Origin of the sequence: Aeromonas sp. 600276, from assembly GCF_049175815.1 — a bacterium.
GTDB classification, from domain to species: domain Bacteria; phylum Pseudomonadota; class Gammaproteobacteria; order Enterobacterales; family Aeromonadaceae; genus Aeromonas; species Aeromonas dhakensis.
On the sequence record NZ_JAAKVU010000013.1, the window covers coordinates 101,697 to 123,575 of the forward strand.

A 21,879-nucleotide genomic window follows, 5' to 3' on the forward strand; every position below is an offset into this window, starting at 1 on the left:
ATGGCAGTCACCGCCCGGCAGACCCTTACTTGTCCAGCTCGGCCAGATAGAGCATGGGGATCACGGCGTACATGGCGGCGCACTTGACCAGATGCTCTTTCCAAGTCTTCTCGTTCGGCGCGTGGGCCTCCGGCTCCTTGCCCGGGCCAAAACCGATCACAGGGATGCCGTGACGCCCCATGATGGAGACCCCGTTGGTCGAGAAGGTCCACTTGTCCACCACCGGCGCCTTGTTGAACAGCTGGGTGTACGCCTTGGAGAGGGTCTTGACCGTGATGTGATCCTCTTCCACCTTCCAGGTCGGGAAGTAGCACTCGGTCGGGTAGACCAAGCCGGTGTAGGCCGGACGGTCGTACTGGTACATGGAGACCTCGGCTCCGGCGGCTTGCACCGCAGGCAGGGCGCGGATCTCGTCGAGCGCCCCTTGCCAGGTCTCGCCCCAGGTGAGACGACGGTCGATGGAGACGGCGCAGCTGTCCGCCACGGCGCAGCGGCTTGGCGAAGTGAAGAAGATCTCGGAGACGGTCAGGGTGCCCTTGCCGAGGAAGTCGTCATTGCCGAGGTTGTGGCTGAGTTCCTGCAATTCGCCGAGGATGGGGCCCATCTTGAAGATGGCGTTGTCACCGCGCTCCGGTGCGGAGCCGTGGCAGCTGACCCCCTGCACCTCAACGCGGATCTCCATGCGGCCACGCTGGCCACGGTAGATCTGGCAGTCGGTGGGTTCGGTACTGACCACAAACTCGGGGCGGATCTTGCTCTGCTCGATGATGTACTGCCAGCAGAGGCCATCGCAATCCTCCTCCTGTACGGTACCGGTCACCAGCAGGGTGTACTCGTCTTCCAGTCCCAGATCCTTGATGATCTTGCCGGCGTAGACCATGGAGGCCATGCCGCCTTCTTGGTCAGATGCGCCGCGACCACCGATGATCTCGTGATCTTCCATCCCCTCATAGGGGTCGAAGGTCCAGTTGGCGCGGTTGCCGATACCGACGGTATCGATGTGGGCATCCATGGCGATCAGGTGCGGGCCGTGGCCGATATAGCCCAGCACGTTGCCCATGGGGTCGATCTCCACCTTGTCGAAGCCGACCTTCTCCATCTCCTGCTTGATGCGCAGCACCACCCGCTCCTCATCGCAGCTCTCGCTCGGGATGGCGATCATGTCGCGCAGGAACTGAGTCATCTCGGCCTTGTACTGGTAGGCCTTCTCCAACACCATTTCAAACGGAATTTGCTTGCTCATTGTGTCTCTCCATAACCAACCTCGGGTGCGGGAGTGCGCCTCCCGCCCGCTACTTACTCGTCATGGCACCCGCCGGGCACCATCCTGTTTCGATTCATACCTAGTCACAGGCGGGGTGCTTGCCTTCCCACACCACTTCCCGGTAATGGGCCACGTCGGTGTCCCCTTCGGTGTTGATCACCAGCACCACCGACTGCTCATCGAGCCCCAGCCGGGCCATCAGCACCGCGCGATCCGGGTGGTGGCGCACCGCCGCCAGCACGCCGGTGCCGACCGAGCCGGACTCGCCGGAGATGATGCGGGGATCATCGCCAAGGGGGTTGCCGAGCACTCGCATGCCAAGCGCCGAGACCTTGTCGTGACAGGAGATGAACTGGGTGGTGCAGCCACGCAGCACCGGCCAGCCGAGGGGATTGGGTTCGCCGCAGGCGAGACCGGCCATGATGGTGCGCATGTCGCCCCCCACGTTGACCATCTCCCCCGCCACGCCGGAGCGGTAGATGCAGTCGGCCTGGTCCGGCTCGACCACGATACTGTGCAGGTTCTTCGCCCCGAAGCAGTCCACCAGATAACCGAGCACGCCGCCCGCCAGCGCCCCTACCCCGGCCTGCAGCAGCACGTGGGTGGGTTGTTTGATGCCCATGGCCTGCATCTGCTCGACCGCTTCGTCGGCCAGGGTGGCGTAACCCTGCATGATCCAGGTCGGGATCTTGGTGTACCCCTCCCAGGCGGTGTCCTGCACTATGTACCAGCCGCGCTCCTCGGCCATCTTCATGGTGAGGCGCACGGTGTCGTCGTAGTTCATGTCAGTGACGATGCACTCGGCCCCCAGCGCCAGGATGTGGTCCACCCGCTCCTGGGCCGAGCCCTTGGGCATGTAGACCACCGCATGCTGGCCCACCTGCTTGGCGGCCCAGGCGACGCCACGACCGTGATTGCCGTCGGTGGTGGTGGCGAAGGTCATCGGCTCCTTGATGGTGCGCTTGATGAGATCGAAGGTGAAATCCTCCACCGCCACCCCATATTTTTCACAGAGCAGGTTGGCGATGGCGTAAACGCCACCCAGCATCTTGAAGGCGTTGAGGCCAAAGCGTTTGGACTCATCCTTCACCAGGATGTTCTTCACCCCGATATAGGCGGCGAGCGCTGTCAGATCGCACAGAGGGGTGGGCTCATAACCGGCCAGTTTTTTATGAAAGGCGCGGGCCTTTTGCGCCTCGGCACGGGAAAACAGGGGCAGCGACTCACCGGTAAAGAAACGGTTATCGGCAATCTCCATCTTCAGGGAAAATTGGGACATGAATACCTCGCAAAGAGTCATCTCGCCGGGGATCATCGAGTGAAAAGCGCCCCGGGGAGAGAACCCGTGACAATCATTGAGTGATGACGACGGCCGGGCGGGACTTATTTCCCGCCCGGCCAGGCCATTATTTGACGCGTTTTTGCGCCTCTTTTATCAAGCCTTCGAGGGCGGCGCCCGGTGCCGAGAATTTACGGGCGACAATCATGGCGGCGATAATATAGGGCTTCCAGCTCGCCTCTTTATAAGTGGCGATCCGGTATTTCTCGAATACCCCTTCACTCACTTCCCCTTCCTTGCAGGAGACACCGGAAATATCCGCCGGCAGGCAGTGCATATAGAGCGCCTCACCCCCCTTGGTGAGGGCCATCATCTCTTCGGTGCAGTGCCAATCCTTGTGCTTGGCGTTTTGCGCCAGGCAATGCTGCTCCAGCTCCTTGAGGCCCGCGTGATCGTTGGCTCGTAGCAGCTCGGTGCGCTGCTCCATCACCTTGTAGGGCGCCCAGGACTTGGGATAGACGATATCGGCATCCTTGAACGCCTCTTCCATGGAGGTAACCTGGCGGAAACTGCCGCCGGAGGCCTTGGCATTCTCCTTGGCCACCTCGATCACGTCCGGGATCAGGTCATACCCTTCCGGGTGGGCTAGGGTCACGTCCATGCCGAAGCGGGTCATCAGGCCGATGATGCCCTGCGGCACGGAGAGCGGCTTGCCGTAGCTCGGGGAGTAGGCCCAGGTCATGGCAATCTTCTTGCCCTTGAGGTTCTCGAGGCTGCCGAAGTGCTCCTGCAACCAGGCGAGATCAGCCATGGACTGGGTCGGGTGATCAATGTCGCACTGCAGGTTGACCAGCGCCGGGCGCTGGGGCAACACTCCCTTCTCGAACCCTTCGTCGAGTGCGGCGCCCACTTCACGCATGTAGGCGTTGCCGGCCCCCAGGTACATGTCGTCGCGAATGCCGATGGCATCGGCACAGAAGGAGATCATGTTGGCGGTTTCACGGACGGTTTCGCCGTGGGCAATCTGGGACTTGCCCTCGTCCAGATCCTGCTGGGTCAGGCCGAGCAGGTTGAGGGCGGAGGCGTAGGAGAAACGGGTACGGGTGGAGTTGTCACGAAACACCGAGATGCCAAGACCGGTATTGAACAGCTTGGTGGCGATGTTTTCGGCGCGCAGTCCCTTGAGGGCCTCGGCCAGTTTGAGCACCAGCGCCAGCTCCTGAGGGGTCTGCTCCCAGGTCAGCAGGAAGTCTTTTTCATGCAGGTTGGACTTGAGTTCATTGATCTCTTTGATTAACTGGTTCACTGCTTTCATCGTTAGCCCCAATCTGTTGATGAGAAATGCATTGCTCCCCTTCCACTCACAGGTCACCGAAACAAGGGCCATTGGGTGAGTTCATCGGTCAGCGTCAAATAAGGGCAATCAATAAGCGTGCCAACGCATAAATAAGCGGGAAATAACCAGAAAAGGCGTCTTGAATGTGAGCCGGCGCACAGCCTGAAGCTATATGGCGCCCCGCCAAGGCAGGTGAGATAGCTTATTTTCATGCTGATGGCTGAGTGCCACTGAAATAGCACGGAAATAGTGCGAGAAGAGGCCAAGCCCACCCTGATAATTATCAGTCCGGCTATCACCAGAGCCTGCCAATTGATAGAAAGCGGGGCGACATTCTCATAATGATAACGCCGCGATTGTCAGTCGCGGCGCGGTCAAGCGGGCCGCCAGGCGACCCGAAGCGGGCTCAGGCCTGCACGGCTATCTCGTACTTCTTTATCTTGCGATAGAGGGTGGCGATGCCGATCCCGAGTGCCTGGGCGGCCAGCTTCTTGTTGCCAAGGCGCAGCAGGGTCTCCTCTATCATCTGCTTTTCCATGTTCTCCAGCCCGTTTTCGCCAAGTGGCAGCGCCAACCCGCGCTCGACCTGGCCGGCACCCGGCTCTGGCGGGCTTGCCTCTGGCGATGACCAGGGCGCCCCGGCAGCCGATGCCGGGTTGCCAGCGGCAGGACTGAGCGCTGGGTCGGCCAGCACGCCATGGGGATAAGGGTCGGGCGAGAGCGGCATGCGCGCGATCTGCGCCGTGCTGCGTGACGGCTCGTCCGCCCCACTGCGCTGGTTGCGCAGGATGTTGGGGGGCAGCAGGATGCTCTCGATCACCTCCCCCGCCTGCACCACGTTCACCAGGTACTCGATGAGGTTGCTGAGCTCGCGCACGTTGCCGGGCCAGCGGTAGCCCTCCAGCAGTGCCATCACCTCCGGGCTCAGTCCCGGATACAGCAGGCCGATGCGGCTGGTGTGCAGGTTGAGGAAGTAGTGGGTCAACAGCGCCACGTCCCCCTCCCGCTCGCGCAGGGGCGGCAGGTGGATGGGAATGACGTTCAAGCGATAGAAGAGATCCTCGCGAAACTTGCCCTCGGCGATGTACTGCTCCAGATGCTGGTGGGTCGCGGCTATGATACGGATGTCCACCGGCACCGGCCGGCTGGCGCCGATGGGGGTCACTTCCCTCAGCTCCAGCACCCGCAGCAGCTTGGCCTGCATGGTGAGCGGCATGTCCCCTATCTCGTCGAGAAACAGGGTGCCCTGCTGAGCGGCCTGGATCAGCCCCTGCTTGCCGGTGCTGGAGGCGCCGGTGAAGGCCCCCTTCACGTAGCCGAACAGCTCGCTCTCGAGCAGCTGCTCCGGGATGGCGGCGCAGTTGATGGCGATGAAGGGCTTGTCGCGGCGCGGGCTGAGCCGGTGGATGGCGCGGGCCACCACCTCCTTGCCGGTGCCGCTCTCGCCGCACACCAGCACGCTGGAGGGGCTCAGGGCGATGCGATGGAGCAGCTTTTTCAGGGCCCGCATCGGCTTGCTCTCCCCGATCAGCATGCTGACCCCCTCGTCGGGCTCCAGCGGCGGGTTCGGCGTGCCGTGGGACTGGTGAAACGCCATCAGAAACAGCTGCTGACCCTGTACGTGGTGCAGCTGGCCGATGATCAGCTCCTGACGATCCCCCAGGGTGACGATGTGCTGCAGATGACCGGTCAACCCCTGCTGGGCAAAGGTGAGCGGGCGCAGCCCTATCTCGCAGCCCAGCAGCGCCTCCTGCTGGCAGTTGAGCTGCTTGAGCGCCACCTCGTTGGCGTAAAGCAGCTGGCTCTTCTCGTCGAGCAGCAGGCAGCCCTGATCCATGTGGTTCATCAGGCTGAGGAAGACCTTGTTGACCCCGTCCGACAGCCCGCGCGAGTCGAGCAGCTTGGCCACGAAGATGCTGGAGATGTGCTGCACATAGTCACACACCTCCTGCAGGTTGTTGTTGAGGCGGGCCTGCTGCTCCGGGTTGAAGGCCACCAGGCTGATCACCCCGATGCAGTTCTCCTCCACCATGATGGGCACCCCGAGAAAGGCCCGCTCCCGGCAGCTCTCCTTGCAGCTGCACCCCTCACAGACCGGATCCTCGCTGGTGTGGGTGACGATCTTCTCGCGTTGATGCTCGATGACGTAGCGCAACAGGCGGGAGTCCCCCTCCAGCTGGCGACCGAAGAACTTGCCGTAAGGGCCGGTTCCCGCCACCCGCACCATGTTGGCGTCCACGATTTCCACTTCCAGTTGCAGCACGCTGGCCAGCATCTTGGCAAAGCGCAAAATGGTGGGCTGGATCTGCATCAACAAACATTGGTTACTGACGGACATCATGTTGTAAATCCCCTGGCTCCCACCCCGGGTGGGATTCATGCTGGCCAGATACTATGCCAATTCGATGGCAGCGACTTCGCCGAGGATCACGAAAAGGGAACTTGCACCCGCCCCGCTCCCCGGAGTGAGAGCTGGCGCAGAGTGGGGAAGATAAAAGCCAAGGAGCAGGCCGCAGATATCATCTGGGGTACGCGAAAACGGTGAGAAAGGACGCCTCAACTGCCCAGATGCAGGGCCAGCCAGACTGCCAGCGGGATCACCAGCACCGAGAGCGCATTGCCGCCGAGCACGATACTGGCCACCTTCTCGGGCTGGCACTGGTACTGCTCGCACAACATGTAGTTGAGCACCGCCGGCGGCAGCGCCACCGACAGCATCAGAAGCGGGATCCAGGCCGGTTGCAACGGCAGCAGCCAGACCGCCAGCCCCAGGGAGATGCCACCGGCCAGCAGATAGAGCAGGTTGCACTTGAGGGCGAGCCCCAGGTGATCCAGCTCCCCTTCCATCAGCCGGATGCCGAGGGCAAACAGCATCAAGGGCACCGAGATCTGGCCGAGCAGGGAGGCGCTGGTCACCAGGTATTCGGGCAGCGAAATGTGCAGATTGGCCACCAGCAGGCCGGCCAGGGCGGCCCACAGCACAGGGCTGCGTAACCAGAGCCAGCGGGAGGTGTTGGCCGAGAGGATGAACATGCCCACCGAGAAGTGGAGCAGGTTGGAGAGCACGAACAGTATGATGATGGCGCCCAGCTGCTGCTCGCCAAAGGCCAACACCATCAGCGGAATGCCGAGGTTGCCGGTGTTGCGAAACATGGCGGGCAGGATCAGGGCCGGTCGGCTGATGCTGCTAAGCCTGAGCAGGGAGAGCAACAACCCCGGCAGCAGGATCACCAGGGCCCCCGCCGCGATGAGCGAGAGGTGGGCCATCAGATCCAGCGGGTATTTGACCAGCGCCGAGAACACCAGCGCCGGGGTGAACAGCTCGATATTGGCCCGATTGACGTAACCCAGCGCGCCGCCCGGACGCAACCGGCCGTAGAGGGCGCCAAGCCCCACCACCGCAAACACCGGAATGACGATATTGAGCAGGGCGCTGAACATGGGCGAGTCCTTTACAGTTCGCGGGCGGGGGTTCCCATCAGCAGCACGGGATCCAGGGTCACTTCCTGGCGGCCGTTGCTCACCCAGAGCTGGCCGTCGGAGATGGTACAGGTGAGCTGCATGGTGCGCTCCACCATCTCGGTCAGCGGCAGGGTCTGGCTGTCGGAGAGCTCAATCACGGTGAGGTTGTCGTGCAGGCTGAGCTTGCCCTGGTTCTGCTTCCACCAGACGCTGGTGCCACGGCCGCCGTAGAGGTAGAGCACCACATGACGGGAGCGGTTGCACGCCTTCTTGAGACGGCGCTCGTCGGGCTGGCCGAGCTCGATCCAGAGTTCAATCTCGTCGGAATAGTTCTTGCGCCAGAGCTCGGGCTCGTCATCGGCAGAGAGGCCCTTGGTGAACTCCAGTCGCTCGGCGGCGTGCCAGGCGAAGGCCGCCAGCCGGATCATCATCCGCTCGTCGGTCTCGGAGGGGTGACGGGCCAGGGTGAGAGAGAAGTCCTGATAGAGATTGCGATCCATGTCGGACAGGCTGAGCTGAGCCTTGAATACGGTTGCCTTGAGAGCCATAGAAAACCTTGAATACCTTGGGAAGCGGGCCGGAATGAAAAACTGCGCGCCAGTGTAATCAAAATCGGCGGCCGGTTCGACCTCAAGCAGCACAGATTTGGCCTGGCTCGCGCAGATAACGGCCTGCAGAGGCTCCAAAAACAAATGCCAGTCCGAAGACTGGCATTTGGCGGTATGAACGAAAGAAGCGGATCACTTCTCGGCGGACTTGACCCCGAAGGCATTGAGCAGCAAGCAGCAGGTTACTGCTACCGCTACAAACCCGCTCAGGAAGATAAAGGGCATGGCCCCATATCCCAATACAGTCCAGATGGTTTGTTCAAGCAGACTCATTATGTGTCCTTCATCCAGTGAAATGGGTGTCCCTTTCGTGACGGGGTTATTCCCCGTTCCTGATGATGCTATTTGACCCCAACCAGCGCCTGAGTCCTATGCCACCAAAGTAATAAATAGGGGGCTACTTTGCGTTGGATCAACAATTTATCCCTTGCCGAGGAAAAATATGGACGCAATTCAACCCGTTGTCAGCCTGCGGCCCTCTCCTCTCCCATTGCTGCACCAAAAAGAAGGAGACGACCCAGGGGTCGCCTCCTTGTCGGTTGGCCTGTTGCCGCGAGCGGCGCACCCTCAATAGAAGCGCTGCTGCTCGGCAGCCATCGCCTTGAGGCGATCGCAGGGGGCGAAGCGATCGCCATGGCGCTTCTGGTAGTGCTCGAGGCGCGCCACCAGGTGCTCGATGCCGAGGCTGTCCATGTAGCGGAACGGGCCCCCCAGGAACGGCGGGAAGCCGATGCCGAAGATGGCGCCGATGTCGCCATCGCGGGCCGAGGCCACCACGCCGCTGTCGAGCGCCATGGCCGCTTCGTTGAGCATCATCAGCACGCAGCGCTCGGCGATCTCCGACTTGGCCTGTTTGGCCTGGGGGCTGACGCCCAAGACGCCATAGACGCTGTCGTCCACCTTCTTCTTGCCCTTGGCGGCTTTGCCGTAGAGGTAGAAGCCCTTGCCGTTCTTGCGCCCCTTGCGATCGTTTTGCAGCAGCTTGTCAAAGGCCGCCGGCGCCTGGAAGCGCTCGCCCCCCAGCTCTTTCTCGAGGATCGGGGAGATCTTGGCCCCCACGTCGATCCCCACCTCGTCCAGCAGGGTGATGGGGCCCACCGGGAAGCCGAAATCGAGCAGGGCACCGTCCAGCACCTCCACCGGCTCCCCTTCCAGCACCAGGCGCGCCGCCTCGTTCATGTAAGGGGCCAGAATGCGGTTGACGTAGAAGCCCGCCTCGTCCTTGACCACGATGGGGGTCTTGCCCTGGGCCCGGGCGAAGGCCAGGGTGGTGGCAACCGTCTCGGCACTGGTGCCGGCGTGGGGGATGATTTCCGCCAGCGGCATCTTGTCCACCGGGCTGAAGTAGTGCAGCCCCACCACCCGCTCCGGGTGTGCCGCCGCCGAAGCGATCTGGTGGATAGGCAGGGAGGAGGTGTTGGAGGCAAACACTGTGTGCTCGCCACATTCGCGCTCCACGTCCTGCACCATCTGGTGTTTGAGGGCAAGATCTTCGAACACGGCTTCCACCACCATGTCGACCCGGTGGAAACCGGAGTAGTCGAGGGTGCCGGTGAGCAGGCTCATCTGCTTCTCAAGCTCGCTGCGCAGGATATGACGACGCTTGAGCTTCTTGGCCAGGATGTCGTAGCTGTAGCGCATGGCGTTGCCAATGCCGGCACTGGCCACGTCCTTGATCCGCACCGGTACCCCCGCCTTGGTAGCGGTGACGAAGGCGATGCCGCCCCCCATCAGACCGCCGCCCAGCACGGCAGCATGGCCCACCTTGCGCGGCTCGGCCCCCTGATAGGTGACCTCCTTCTTCATCTCGGTGGTGGCAAAGAAGATGGAGCGCAAGGCGGCGGATTCGCTGGTCATCACCAGCTCGCCAAAGTGGCGGGATTCGGCGGCAAGGCCGGCCTGCATCCCCTCTTCCACTCCGATGCGCACCACCTCCAGGATCAGCTCAGGGGCCGGGTAGTTGCCACGGGTCTTCGCCTTCACCCCCTTGCGGGCCTGATCGAACAGTACCTTGCGGCCGAGCTTGTTGGTCTCCAGCAGTTTGCCCTGCAGATCCCGCTTGAGCTCGTGGCGGGGCTTGCCCTTCTTGGCCAGCTTGATGGCGGCCTCCAGCAGGATGGAGGGGGGCACCACATCGTCCACCAGCCCCAGTTTCCTGGCCTGCTTGGCCCGCACCTGCTTGCCGGTCAGCATCAGATCGAGCGCCTTGGCCACCCCGATGAGGCGCGGCAGACGCTGGGTCCCGCCGGAACCCGGCAGCAAGCCCAGTTGCACCTCGGGCAGGCCGAGCACCGTCTTGCCGTGATCGGTGACCACCCGGCCATGACAGGCCAGCGCCAGCTCCAGCCCGCCGCCGAGGCAGGGGCCGTGAATGGCGGCGATCACCGGGATGGGCAGCGACTCGATCTCGGCAAAGATCACCTGCCCTTCCCGCGACAGCGTCTCGGCATCCTTGGCGCTGGTACAGGCCGCCAGCATGCTGATGTCGGCGCCAGCGATGAAGGAGTCCTTCTTGCCGGAGACCACCACCAGGCCGATCAGCTCTTTATTGGCTTTCACCTCGGCCAGCACCGCGCGGATCTCGTCCACGAAGGCGGCTTTCAGGGTATTCATGCTCTCGCCCGGCACATCCATGGTGAGAATGCCGATGCCATCCTGGCGCACCGCCAGGGAAAAAGTCTTCTCGCTCATCACTCTACCTCCAACACCATGGCCACGCCGAGACCGCCCGCCGCACAGGCGGTGTTCAGCCCCAATCCTCCTCCCCGACGCCGCAGCTCGTGCAGGGTCTGGGTGATCATGCGCGCACCGGTCGCGGCAAAGGGGTGACCATAGGCCAGCGAGCCACCGAGGACGTTGAATTTGTCCATGTCCACCTCACCGATGGCCTGCTCACGGCCCAGCTTGCTCTGGGCAAATTCGTGGCTGGCAAACATCTTGAGGTTGGCCAGGGTCTGGGCGGCAAAGGCTTCGTGCATGTCGATCAGAGTGAGATCGCTGAGCGTGATGCCGGCGCGGTCCAGCGCCAGCGGGGTGGCGTAGGAGGGACCCATCAGCATGTCCTGCCACACGTCGATGGCAGAAAACGCGAAGCTGCGGATATAGCCGAGCGGCTCGAGACCGAGCTCGCGGGCCCGCCCTTCGCGCATCAGCAGCACGGCGGCGGCGCCGTCGGTAAGCGGGGTGGCGTTGGCGGCGGTGACGGAGCCGTGCAGCCGGTCAAACACCGGCTTGAGCTTGGCGTAGCTCGCCAGATCCGAACTTTCGCGGATGTTGTTGTCTCGCTCCAGCGGCGCCTTGTAGGGAGGCACATGGGCGGTGAACACCTCGCCATTGAGCTTGCCATCGGCCCAGGCCTGAGCGGCCAGGGTGTGGGAGCGGTGCGCCAGCGCATCTTGCGCCTCGCGGCTGATCTGGTGGCTCTTGGCCATCTGCTCGGCGGTCTGGCCCATGGAGAGGCCGGTGGAGTACTCGGCCACGGCGGGCGGCACCGGCAGCAGATCCTTGACCCGCAGCTGGCGCAAAATGTTGAAGCGCTGCTGCAGATTGCGCGCCTTGTTGAGATCCACCAGGGCGCGGGCCAGCTTCTTGCTCACCCCGATGGGCAGCACGGAGGAAGAGTCGGCACCGCCGGCGATGGCGATGTCCACCGTACCGGCCATGATGGATTCGGTGACGTTGGCGACGGCCTGGAAACTGGTGGCGCAGGCGCGCGACACACTATAGGCATCGGTGCTGACGCTCATGCCGGTGCCGAGCACGATCTCGCGGGCGATGTTGGGGGCTTCCGGCATCTGTACCACCTGGCCGAACACCAGCTGGTCGATGAGCTTGGGATCGAGATCGGTGCGAGCGAGCATCTCGCTCACCACCAGTTTGCCCAGATCCACCGCAGGCACGCCGTGAAAGGCGGTGGCCTGCTTGGCAAAGGGAGTGCGCAAACCCGCCACGACGGCAATCCGTTCGCCCTGGCGAGTCGTCAGTTTCAATGGCTCTTTCATCCTGGCTCCTTGGTTAAACGAGAAGACTAAAGGGAGAGGTCTGACCTCATTGCGCCACATCTTAACAATCCACTCACAAATTTCATACGGCTGATTGAAACTAAATTGCCGCCATCTTGGCCCCCTCCCTCGCCCTTGTGCGCCAACTGGAGTATAAAAAGATCAACTTCTATGAAAACAACGGGTTTATTGCATGGCAGCGGCCGAGTTCAGACAGCTTGGGGACTATCTTGGTAGTCAGATTCTGGGACAGGGCCCCCTCATCGAGGGGCTGCTGATCGCCCTGTTATGTGAAGGACATGTGTTGATCGAGGGCGCCCCCGGTCTTGCCAAGACCCGGGCCGTCAAGGCACTGGCCGGCGCGGTGGAGGGACGCTTCGCCCGCATCCAGTTCACCCCCGACCTGCTGCCCGCCGATCTCACCGGCAGTGAGGTGTTTCACCCTCAGGATGCCAGCTTCGTGTTTCAGCCCGGCCCCCTCTTCAACCACCTGGTGCTGGCGGACGAGATCAACCGGGCGCCGGCCAAGGTGCAATCCGCCCTCTTGGAAGCGATGGCCGAGCATCAGATCACCGTGGGCAAGAAGAGCTGGCGCCTGCCGCCCCTCTTTATGGTGGCCGCCACGCAAAACCCGATAGAACAGGAGGGGACCTATCCCCTGCCGGAGGCCCAGCTCGATCGCTTCCTGCTCAAGCTGCTGGTGGACTACCCGAGCCCCGCCATGGAGCTCGCCATCCTCCAGTTAAACGCCCAGGGCGACACCCTGCCGGCGCCGCCGCTCACCCTGAGCCAGGCCGATCTGCTGGCGGCCCGCAGCGCGGTGCAGGCGGTGCAGATGCAGGGGCGCCTCGAGCACTATCTGGTGCAGCTGGTCTGCGCCACCCGCCCTGGCAGCGGCCTCTGTCCGGAGCTCGAACCCCTGGTCGCGGTGGGCGCCAGCCCCAGGGCCAGCATAGGTCTGGCCAGAGCGGCTCGCGCCAGGGCCTGGCTGGCCGGGCGGGATTTCGTGCTGCCCGAAGACATTCAGCAGCTGGCACCGGCCGTGCTGCGCCATCGCCTCATCCCCAGTTATCAGGCGCTGGCGGACAACCTCGACAACGAGGCGCTCATCACCCTGCTGCTGGATGCGATCCCATGCCCCTGAGCTCGCTCGCACCCTCTGCGCAGGCCCTGCTGTCATGACGGGCGCCGCCGATCCCCTCGCCCATCCCGATATCGCCCTGCCGCTTGCCAGGTTGCTGGCGATCAGGCTGTGGGCCCGGCAGGGGCCGCGCTCGCGTATTCAACCGGTGGCGCAGGGGCGGCTTGGCCGCACGCCGGGGCTCACCTTTCGCGAGCTGCGCGCCTATCAGGCCGGCGACGAGGTGCGCCACATCGACTGGCGGGTGACCGCCCGCCTCGGTCGCCCCTATACCCGCCTCTACAGCGAAGAGCAGGATCAGGCCCACTGGCTGCTGCTCGACCTCTCCCCGGCCATGTACTTCGGCTCACGCCACCAGCTCAAGGCACGCCTGGGCTGCGAGCTGGCTGCCGCCCTGCTCTGGCAAGGGGAAAAACAGGCCAACACCCTGATCTGCCACGGCGTGGAGACACACCTGCAACATCAGCGCGGCCCGCTGGTGCCGCTGCTAGAGGCCCTCTGCCACCACTACCGGCTGGGGCTGGCACGCACGCCGTCCCCCCACGCCCTGGCCCATACCCTGGCCCGGCTCAACCTGCCCCACGGCGCCAGATTGACCCTCATCACCGATCACAGCCCTCTCGATGAGGCGCTCTGCCGCCAGCTGCAGCTGCTCGGCCGGCGCCACGACATTCATTGCTGGCAAATTCGGGATCCGCTGGAGGCAGCCCTGCCCACCCAGGGCCGCCTGGCGGTGCGCGCCGGCCAGCAGAGCGGCTGGCTCGAGGCCGGCGAAGCGGGGTTCGCCTGGCGCTATCAAGCGGCCGCCGAGCAGCTGGCCCGCCAGAGCCACCAGCAACTGCTGCCGCTGGTGCAGCGCCTCTACCGGCTCGACAACGGCCAGCCGCTGCAACGCCAGTGGCAGGAGGGGGCATGCCGCCAATTCTGAACTGGCTTGCCAGCGCCGTGCCGGGCAGCAATGTACCCACCTCCCCGCTGGCGGCCCAGCTGCGCGACATTCATCCCGGCCCACCGCTGCAGCTCGCCTCTGATCCTCGCCTGCTGGGCTGGTGGTGGCTGCTGATCACCCTGCTGGTCGGCACCTTGATCATCCTCGGCGTACAGAGCCTGCTGCGTTATCGCCGCTGGCGGCGGCAGCTCGACTGGCAGGCCCCCGATCTGGTGCCCAGGCTGCAGGCCGTGATGCGCGAGGCCGTGCTGCCGCGCTGGCCCGAGGCGGCCTCCCTGCAGGGCGAGCCCTGGCTTGTCTTTCTTGATTCTTTGGGGCTCGATCTTCTGGGAGGCAGCCGCTTTCGCGAGCTGGCCCCGCACTGGTCTGCCTGGCTCTACGGCGGTCAAAGCCCAGATGCGCAGCAGCGCCAGGCGCTGCGCCGGGCCTACCTCGCCTGGGGACGTCACTGCATCTGCCCACCAGCCTGGTTGCTGGCACTACGCACTCGCTGGCGGCGCGGGCGAAGCCGTACAAAAGATGCGCACATCCGGAGGCAGCCATGATCCTCGCCTGGCCCTGGTTTGCCCTGGCGCTGGTGCTGCCGCTGCTGGTGCGCTTCGGCCTGCCGCCCCGCCCCAGCGGCGCAAACGACCCCGGTGTACTGAACCATGCCGGCTTTCCCCTGCTGCGTCCCCATGCTGGCCAGCCCCTGTGGCGAATGGCGCTGTGCTGGTGCGCCCTGGTGCTGGCGCTCTGCCGCCCCCAGTGGCAGGAGCCGCCTCAGGTGAGCTATCAGAGCAGCCGGGATCTCATCCTGGCGGTGGATCTCTCCGACAGCATGCGCACCCAGGACATGCTGGACGACGGGGAGCAAAAAGACCGGCTCAGCGCGGTGCGCCAGCAGATAGACAGGCTCATCGCCGCCCGCCCCGGCGATCGTATCGCCCTCATCGTGTTTGCCGACCACGCCTACCTGCTCTCACCCCTGACCCAGGAGACCAACGCCCTGCTCGGCCTCACCCGCGAGCTCGATTTCGAGCTGGTGGGACGCACCACCGCGCTGGGCGAGGCCATCCTGCTTGCTCGCCAGCACAAGGCTCCCAACCGCTCCACCGCCCTCTTGCTGGTCACCGACGGGCGCAACACCGCCGGCAGCGCCGATCCCCTGAGCGAGGCCAAGCGGGCCGCCGCCGCAGGCATTCGCCTCTATACCCTGGGGGTGGGCGCCGATCCGGATACCTTTGGCGAGGCGATGGCACCCGCGCTAGCCCCGGCCCAGAGCGATCCCAGCGCCGAGCTGGACGAAGCCCTCTTGCAGCAACTGGCCGAGGTAGGCCATGGCCGTTATTTCCGGGCGCGCACCCAGGGGGATCTCGAGGCCATCAATCAGGCGCTGGATACCCTGGAGCCCGTCGCCACCGCGCAGACCCGCTATCGCCCCAACGTGGAGCTCTACCCCTGGCCGCTGGCGCTGGCCTGGCTGCTGCTGAGCTGGCCCACCCGGTTGCGCTGGCCGGCGCGACTGATTCGCAAGGCTCTGCCTGACAACCCGTCCCGAGGCGCCCCATGATGGATCTCACCCTGCTGCGCCCACTCTGGTTGCTGGCCCTGCTGCCCTGGTTGTGGCAGGGGTGGCGCCGTCGCCGCCAGCCCCCGCTGCTGGCCCCCGCCATGCAGGCCTATCTGCTGCCGGGGCAGCGGCGCCAGCGCCCCTGGCTCTGGCTGGCCTGCCTGCCAGTGATCCTGGCCTTGAGCGGCCCGGCCCTGCGCCAGCAGAGCCTGAGCGTGCCAAGCCCGGCCCTCGACATCTGGCTGCTGGATCTCTCCCGCTCCATGCTGGCCACCGACCTGTTGCCGGATCGGGCCACCCGGGTGCGGGTGCTGCTGCAGGATCTGCTGGCCGACAGGGCGCGGCAGGAAGCAGCCCATCCCATCGCCCTCATTCTATTTGCCGGGGATGCCTACCTCGCCATGCCGCCCACCCGGGATCAGCAGGCCATCGCCCTGCTGCTGCCCGACCTGCGCCCGGCCATCATGCCAAGACAGGGCAGTGCGCCCGAGCGCGCCGTGGCACTGGCGCTCAAGCAGATCCCCGCCGGCCGGCAAGCCCGCCTGCTGCTGATCACCGATGACCTGACCGTGCATCAGGCCGAGCGGATCAAGGCGAGCTGGCCCTGCCAGGGCAACCTCTTTTGCCACCCCGAAGTGCAAGCCCGTCTCGATATCCTGCTGGTCAACGCAGGCCAACCCAGTCAACTGCCCGCCACCCTGGGCGGCGGCCTTGGCCGCGAGCTGCCCGCCCCGGATGTGGCAATGCTGCAGCAGTTGGCCGGCGATCTCGGCGGTCAGCTGCAGTGGCTGCAGCAAGGATTGCCGCGCTTTGCCCCCCTGCCCATGAGTCAGACCACAGGCGCACACCAGGCGCAGGATCTCGGCCCCTGGCTGCTACTGCCCCTGCTGCCGCTGGCACTGCTGGCCCGCATCGGCAGCCTATGGCTGGTGGTAATGGGGACACTCTTGCTGACGCCCCCCTCCCTGCAGGCCAATCCGGCGCTTGCCAGCACGCCCCCGGTCGGGGACAACCTGGCCTGGCAGGCCTTCTTGCAGGGGCGCTATCAGGAGGCGGCCCGCGCCTTTGCCGATCCCGTCTGGCAGGGCAATGCCTGGTATCGGGCCGGCGACTACGCCCGGGCCGTTGCCGCCTACGGCCGGGCCAACAACGCTACCGCCCACTACAACCGGGGCAACGCCCTGGTACAGCTGGGCCAGCTGGCCGCCGCCGAGCAGGCCTATCTGGCGGCGCTGGCACTGGTTCCCAACCATGAAGACGCGCTTTACAACCTGGCGCTGCTGCGCGCCCAGCCGCCCACGGCAGCACCAGAGGCGCAGGATCCCAAGCCTGTCGATACCCCCGAGCAGGCCGCTACCCCGGATGTCCCGCTGCCTCCATCTCCCCCCGTACTGCTGCTGGAGCAGCGGCTGCGCAAGGAGGATCAACGCAGGCGCGAGCAGGAGGCCGACAAGGGCCTTCTCCCCACAAGAGGGGAGGATCCCTGGTGACGCGCCTCTTTGCCCCTTGCCATGCGCTCTGCCTTCTGCTGCTCTGGCTGCTGCCGGCGCAGCTCTTTGCCGCCCCGCCCCGGGCCGAGCTGCTGCCGGGGGCCGATCGCCGCGACTGGCTGCTGATCATCGAAGCGGACGGCGAGCGCCAGAGCGATGAACTCGCCATCACCCCCCTGCTGCGCCGCTTTGCGGTGGGCAAGGTGACCATGAGCCGGGTCACCACCCCGCAGCAAAACCTGACCCGCTGGCAGATCCCCCTACACCTGCTGGACGACGCAGAGCAGCAGGTGCCGGCTCTGTCGCTGGGGACGGAGCAGACACCGTCCATCCCCTTTCCGCCGCGCTCCGAGAGCGGCAGCCTGGTGCCAGCCCCTGCCATCTCCCCCATCGAGTTGCAGGCCCGGGTGCTGCAACAGGGGCCGCTCTACCCAGGCCAGCCCTTTGTCTATCAGCTCAGCCTCTGGCTGCCCGCCAACATGGAGGCCCCCAACCTCACCGAGCCGGCCAGTGATGCCTTCACCATCCGCCGTCTCGGCAACGATCAGTGGCAGCCCCCGGCGAGCCCCGGCCTGCCGGGCCGGCTGACCCGCAGCTGGCTGTTGCAGGCCAGGGAGGCCGGGCGCCATCCGCTGGAGTCCCCCCGCTTTCAGGGGCGCCTGCCGCAGGATGACGGTGGCAGCGATCCCCTCTCGGCGCGGGCCGCCACCCTGTTCGTGCAGATCGACGAGCCCCCGCTGCAACCGGTGGCAAGCCGGCTTACCCTGAGCCAGCGGCTGGATCCCCCCACCGGCGCCAGGGCGGGCGAACCGGTGATCCGCACCCTGACCCTCACCCTGGAGGGGGGGGATGGCAACCGCCTCACCCTCTCCAGAGTGCTCGGGAGCACAACCCTGCCCGCCGGCGTGCAGGCCAGACCGGACGGGGAACAGCAGCAGGAGCGCTATCTCGCCGAGGGGACGCTGCGCTTCGAGCGCGAGTGGCGTCAGGCCCTGACCGTCGACGAGCCCGGCGACTACCTGCTGCCCGCCATCGAGCTGGCCTGGTTCAACACCCAACACAAGCGCATCGAATACGCGCGCCTGCCCGCCACGCCCCTGCACATCACCGCGGGCGTGCAGGGGCAACCGGTACAGGATGGGCCGAACGACGAGAGCCTGCGCTGGGTCATCTGGGCCCTGCTGCTGCGCGCCTGCTGGCGCCACGGGCCGCGCTGGCACGCCTTTTACCGCCTGCAGCGGGCGCTGGCCCGCACCGAGGCAGAGCCAATCCGCCAACACCTGCTTGGCTGGGCCGCCCTGCGCTGGCCTCAGCCCCATCTTCGTCTCGACACCCTGCCCTGTCGCCGCGATCCCGCCCTGGAGCCTCACTTCGCCGCCCTGGAGCGAGCCTGCTTTGCCACCGTCGCCCCCGCTGGCCATGATGGGCACGACTGGCGCGGCTTTGCCGCGGCCCTATGCGGCCATGAAACTTTTGCGATAGCCTATGGCCTCAGGCAACTGGCCCGGTTCGGTGGATCCGGGCCTTCATTCAAATAAGGAAGCCCAGCGATGGCTTTAGGATTTTTCAGAAAAAAAGGCGCCACGGTCGGAAAGGATCCCACGACCTCCCCGGTCTATGGAGGTATGGTCGACAAACAAACCAAATACGAAGCCCTGGTGCATGCCCTGCACGGGGACATTTACCGCTACGCCTACTGGCTGTGCCGGGATCCGCAAGTGGCGGAAGACCTGGTGCAGGAGACCTTCCTGCGCGCCTGGAAGGGGATAGACACCCTGGTGGATGACAAGGCCGCCAAGGCCTGGCTCATCACCATACTGCGGCGGGAGAACGCCCGGCGCTTCGAGCGCAAGCAGTTCGATCTCGTCGATCTAGACGAGCACCCCCAGAGCGATCAGGAGGCGCTGCACAGCGAGCAGGAGATGGAGAACGAGTGGCTCAGACGCCACATCGCCCGCCTGCCGGCAGAATACCAGGAGCCCCTGCTGCTGCAGGTGCTGGGAGGCTTCAGCGGCGACGAGATCGCGGCGCAACTGGGGCTGAACAAGAACACCGTCATGACCCGCCTGTTTCGGGCCCGCAATCAGATCAAAGAGGCCATGGAGTCAACGACCCAACAGAGAGGACACACCAATGGATGAGCTGGAATTTCGCCGTCGGGCCATAGCCCATCCACATGAGCAGGATCCCGCGTTTCTCGAGCAGGCCCAGCGCTCCCCCGCCAACCGCAAGCATCTGGAGGAGATGAAGCAGCTCGATCGCAGCCTGCAGCGGGCGATGGAGGTCGAGGTGCCGGCCGGCCTGGCCGAGCGCATCCTGCTCAGGCAGGCACTGGAAGCAGATCAGGAGCAGGTGGTGCCCCTGCCGGTGCGCCCGCGCAGCAACTGGCGTGCGCTGGCGATGGCCGCCTCGGTCGCCTTCCTGCTCGGCATGAGCACCCGCTGGCTGAGCTGGCCGCAGGCCACCCCGGACAAACTCTCGCTGGCCCAGGTCGCCATGGCCCACGTCTATGGCGAGGAGCCCTTCATCAAGGATGTGGACGAGCAGGTGAGCCTGCGCACCATCAACGCCAAGATGGAGAAATATGGCGCCACCCTGATGGGCATGCAGGGGCTGAAGATCACCTATGTCAACCACTGCTCCTTCTATCAGGGGCCGGCGCTGCACATGGTGCTGCAGGGCAAGATGGGCCCGGTCACCCTGTTCCTGGTGCCCAAACATGTGCCGCTCACCCTGCAGCCCACCTTCGAGGATGGTCAGCTCAAGGGAGAGATCCTGCAACTCAAGGGGGCCAACATGGTACTGATCGGTGACATGGAAGAGCCGCTGGCACCGGTGGCGCAGCAGCTGGAATCCCGACTGCACTGGTCGATTTAACAGGTGTTAACGCAATCCTGACCCGAACGACCTCGGGTCAATCCGACGGGCAGACCAGACAACTTGGCTGCCCGTTTCCGCCCTTATCCCCCACGATTTGCCGCCATTTCCGGCTCATTCACAGCAAGTGCCGAAAAATATTTTTGTGATGCAGATCGCCCTATGTGCGTGTTTTTTATCCAATAAATGGTAAAAGAGACTATTTATGCGGCACATTCAAACAAATGATTAACACTCCAGAAACTTTTATGTATTCTGCTGTCACTGGTCTGATTTCTTACCTCCTACCAGATCCATAGAATCACGCCAGAATTGAATGGGAAGAAGCTGAAATAACAACAGATCTTGTCACATACGGAGGCAAAAAAGCCCCGATGCTGACAGAAAATCTGCCTACAAGAGAGAACACTATGACAACTGCCTTTTTCAAAAAGAGCCTGATCGCTGCCGCCGTCACTCTGGCCAGTACCCAAACCTTCGCCGCCGCGTTTCAGCTGAACGAACACTCAGCCTCCGGTCTGGGCCGTGCGTACGCCGGGGAAGCCGCCGTGGCAGACAACGCCTCCGTGTTGTCCCGCAACCCGGCAGCCATGACCCAGTTTGACAAGATGGCGTTCTCCGTATCCGGCACCTACATCAAGCCGGACGTGGATGTAAATGGTGACATCTATGCAGGTTCCGCCAAGATGGCCGGCGCCAGCGAGAGCGGCATCGCACCGAGCGCCTTCGTTCCCGCCACCTACTTCATCCAGCCGCTGAACGATCAGTGGGCCTGGGGCATCGGCCTGTTCTCCAACTACGGTCTGTCGACCGAGTACACCGAGAACTTCAACGGTGGCTCCATTGCCGGCAACACCGAACTGCTGACCTTCAACATCAACCCGAACATCGCCTACCGCGTCAACCAGCACTTCACTTTCGGTGCCGGTGTGAACCTGGTCTATGCCAAGGCTGAACTGAACCGCCGTGCCGGCGTGCTGGCCGCCGTGCCGCCGCTGAGCAGCGTACCGGGTGTCGGCAAGGACACCATCGTCAGCCACCTGAAGGGTGACGACTGGGGTTACGGCTGGAACGTGGGCACCATGTTCGAAGTCAACGAAAACAACCGCTTCGCCCTGACCTACCGCTCTCAGGTGGATCTGAAGTTCAAGGGTGACTACCAGGGTACCTCCTCCGGCTTCAAGACCGTCGGTGGCGAACTGCCGCTGGATCTGCCGGCCCAGGCCGAGTTCGCCGGTTACCACCGTCTGAACCAGCAGTTTGCGGTGCACTACTCCGTCAACTGGACCGACTGGAGCGCCTTCCAGGAGCTCAAGGCCACCAGTGGTCAGTGCAACAGCACCGACGGTGCCGGTGTCTGCCTCTACAAGCCGGAGAAGTTCAAAGACTCCACCCGCTACTCCCTGGGCGGTACCTGGTACGTCAACCCGTCCTGGGAAGCGCGTATCGGCTTTGCCTACGACAACACCCCGATCGAGCCGGAATACCGCAGCCTGAGCATCCCGGACTCCGACCGCGTATGGTATAGCGCCGGTGCCACCTACCACATCGACAAGGACATGAGCGTCGATTTCGGCATGGCCTATCTGGACGGCAAGAAAGTGGACGTCAACGAGAAGCTGGTTGAAAGCAACGAAGCCCTGCGTTGGAAAGGCACCTCCCACGGCAACGCCTTCCTCGCTTCCGCTCAGTTCAACATGAAATTCTGATCATCAGCGAATTGACCAGAGCGCCTGCGGGCGCTCTTTTTTTATGCTCAATGCCTGTTTCAGCGTACACCTGTAGTAAACAACTGTACGCTTTTCTTTTTTTATCAAGCTATTAGCAGCACATCCCCCAGCATTTAATCCCGTTTTCATCCCCTCGCCCCCACGCCCGTTGCCTTACTGGTCGTACCATATAAAATCCTGCATCCAATCA

The 21,879-nt window shown here is 64.1% G+C and carries 18 protein-coding genes; 9 read left to right on the forward strand and 9 right to left on the reverse strand.

What is annotated here, in order from left to right; translation table 11 throughout:
* Positions 1-25: 25 nt before the first annotated feature.
* The 9 genes from G5134_RS14105 to fadI all read right to left on the reverse strand — a co-directional run bounded on the left by G5134_RS14105 (position 26) and on the right by fadI (position 11,950).
* Entirely contained in the window at positions 26-1,243 is a 1,218-nt protein-coding gene (locus G5134_RS14105) for a YgeY family selenium metabolism-linked hydrolase (RefSeq protein WP_146062518.1), read from the reverse strand.
* Positions 1,244-1,343: 100 nt separating this feature from the next.
* On the reverse strand, positions 1,344-2,543 hold the full coding sequence (dpaL, locus tag G5134_RS14110) for a diaminopropionate ammonia-lyase (RefSeq protein ID WP_421232065.1): 1,200 nt from the start codon (positions 2,541-2,543) through the stop codon (positions 1,344-1,346).
* 127 nt (positions 2,544-2,670) lie between these two features.
* On the reverse strand, positions 2,671-3,858 hold the full coding sequence (gene ygeW / locus G5134_RS14115; protein WP_017782784.1) for a knotted carbamoyltransferase YgeW: 1,188 nt from the start codon (positions 3,856-3,858) through the stop codon (positions 2,671-2,673).
* A gap of 427 nt (positions 3,859-4,285) precedes the next feature.
* Positions 4,286-6,220, reverse strand: a complete 1,935-nt coding sequence (locus G5134_RS14120; protein WP_421232066.1) for a sigma 54-interacting transcriptional regulator — start codon at positions 6,218-6,220, stop codon at positions 4,286-4,288.
* Positions 6,221-6,435: 215 nt separating this feature from the next.
* Positions 6,436-7,320 (reverse strand): AEC family transporter, encoded by an 885-nt coding sequence (locus G5134_RS14125; RefSeq protein WP_017780998.1) that lies wholly within the window; start codon positions 7,318-7,320, stop codon positions 6,436-6,438.
* Between the two features lie 11 nt (positions 7,321-7,331).
* Positions 7,332-7,889 (reverse strand): YaeQ family protein, encoded by a 558-nt coding sequence (locus G5134_RS14130; RefSeq protein ID WP_010633897.1) that lies wholly within the window; start codon positions 7,887-7,889, stop codon positions 7,332-7,334.
* Positions 7,890-8,081: 192 nt separating this feature from the next.
* The gene (locus tag G5134_RS14135; RefSeq protein WP_005301193.1) at positions 8,082-8,222 is read right to left on the reverse strand and encodes a TIGR02808 family protein; all 141 of its coding nucleotides are present in this window, start codon (positions 8,220-8,222) and stop codon (positions 8,082-8,084) included.
* Positions 8,223-8,516: 294 nt separating this feature from the next.
* Positions 8,517-10,640 (reverse strand): fatty acid oxidation complex subunit alpha FadJ, encoded by a 2,124-nt coding sequence (gene fadJ, locus G5134_RS14140; protein ID WP_065017084.1) that lies wholly within the window; start codon positions 10,638-10,640, stop codon positions 8,517-8,519.
* Positions 10,640-11,950, reverse strand: a complete 1,311-nt coding sequence (gene fadI / locus G5134_RS14145; RefSeq protein ID WP_043171407.1) for an acetyl-CoA C-acyltransferase FadI — start codon at positions 11,948-11,950, stop codon at positions 10,640-10,642. The genes fadJ and fadI overlap by 1 nt, the downstream gene beginning before the upstream one ends.
* A gap of 193 nt (positions 11,951-12,143) precedes the next feature.
* On the opposite strand from fadI, the gene G5134_RS14150 reads away from it, so the two are divergent.
* The 9 genes from G5134_RS14150 to G5134_RS14190 all read left to right on the forward strand — a co-directional run bounded on the left by G5134_RS14150 (position 12,144) and on the right by G5134_RS14190 (position 21,668).
* A complete protein-coding gene (locus G5134_RS14150) occupies positions 12,144-13,094 on the forward strand; it encodes an AAA family ATPase (RefSeq protein WP_017786153.1) in 951 nt (316 codons plus the stop codon).
* 34 nt (positions 13,095-13,128) lie between these two features.
* Positions 13,129-14,019 (forward strand): DUF58 domain-containing protein, encoded by an 891-nt coding sequence (locus G5134_RS14155; RefSeq protein WP_065017083.1) that lies wholly within the window; start codon positions 13,129-13,131, stop codon positions 14,017-14,019.
* Positions 14,004-14,585, forward strand: a complete 582-nt coding sequence (locus G5134_RS14160; protein WP_065017082.1) for a DUF4381 family protein — start codon at positions 14,004-14,006, stop codon at positions 14,583-14,585. The genes G5134_RS14155 and G5134_RS14160 overlap by 16 nt, the downstream gene beginning before the upstream one ends.
* Positions 14,582-15,592: a VWA domain-containing protein gene (locus G5134_RS14165; protein ID WP_065017081.1), complete on the forward strand. Its 1,011-nt coding sequence runs from the start codon at positions 14,582-14,584 to the stop codon at positions 15,590-15,592. The genes G5134_RS14160 and G5134_RS14165 overlap by 4 nt, the downstream gene beginning before the upstream one ends.
* Entirely contained in the window at positions 15,592-17,082 is a 1,491-nt protein-coding gene (locus tag G5134_RS14170; protein ID WP_065017141.1) for a tetratricopeptide repeat protein, read from the forward strand. The genes G5134_RS14165 and G5134_RS14170 overlap by 1 nt, the downstream gene beginning before the upstream one ends.
* Positions 17,079-18,620, forward strand: coding sequence for a BatD family protein (locus tag G5134_RS14175; RefSeq protein WP_065017080.1), 1,542 nt, complete (start codon positions 17,079-17,081; stop codon positions 18,618-18,620). Before G5134_RS14170 ends, G5134_RS14175 begins: the two co-directional genes overlap by 4 nt.
* A gap of 12 nt (positions 18,621-18,632) precedes the next feature.
* The gene (locus tag G5134_RS14180) at positions 18,633-19,223 is read left to right on the forward strand and encodes a sigma-70 family RNA polymerase sigma factor (RefSeq protein WP_411619182.1); all 591 of its coding nucleotides are present in this window, start codon (positions 18,633-18,635) and stop codon (positions 19,221-19,223) included.
* A complete protein-coding gene (locus G5134_RS14185) occupies positions 19,216-19,959 on the forward strand; it encodes a DUF3379 domain-containing protein (protein ID WP_065017079.1) in 744 nt (247 codons plus the stop codon). The genes G5134_RS14180 and G5134_RS14185 overlap by 8 nt, the downstream gene beginning before the upstream one ends.
* Positions 19,960-20,369: 410 nt before the next feature.
* Positions 20,370-21,668, forward strand: coding sequence for an outer membrane protein transport protein (locus tag G5134_RS14190; RefSeq protein WP_005301224.1), 1,299 nt, complete (start codon positions 20,370-20,372; stop codon positions 21,666-21,668).
* The last annotated feature ends 211 nt before the right edge of the window (positions 21,669-21,879 follow it).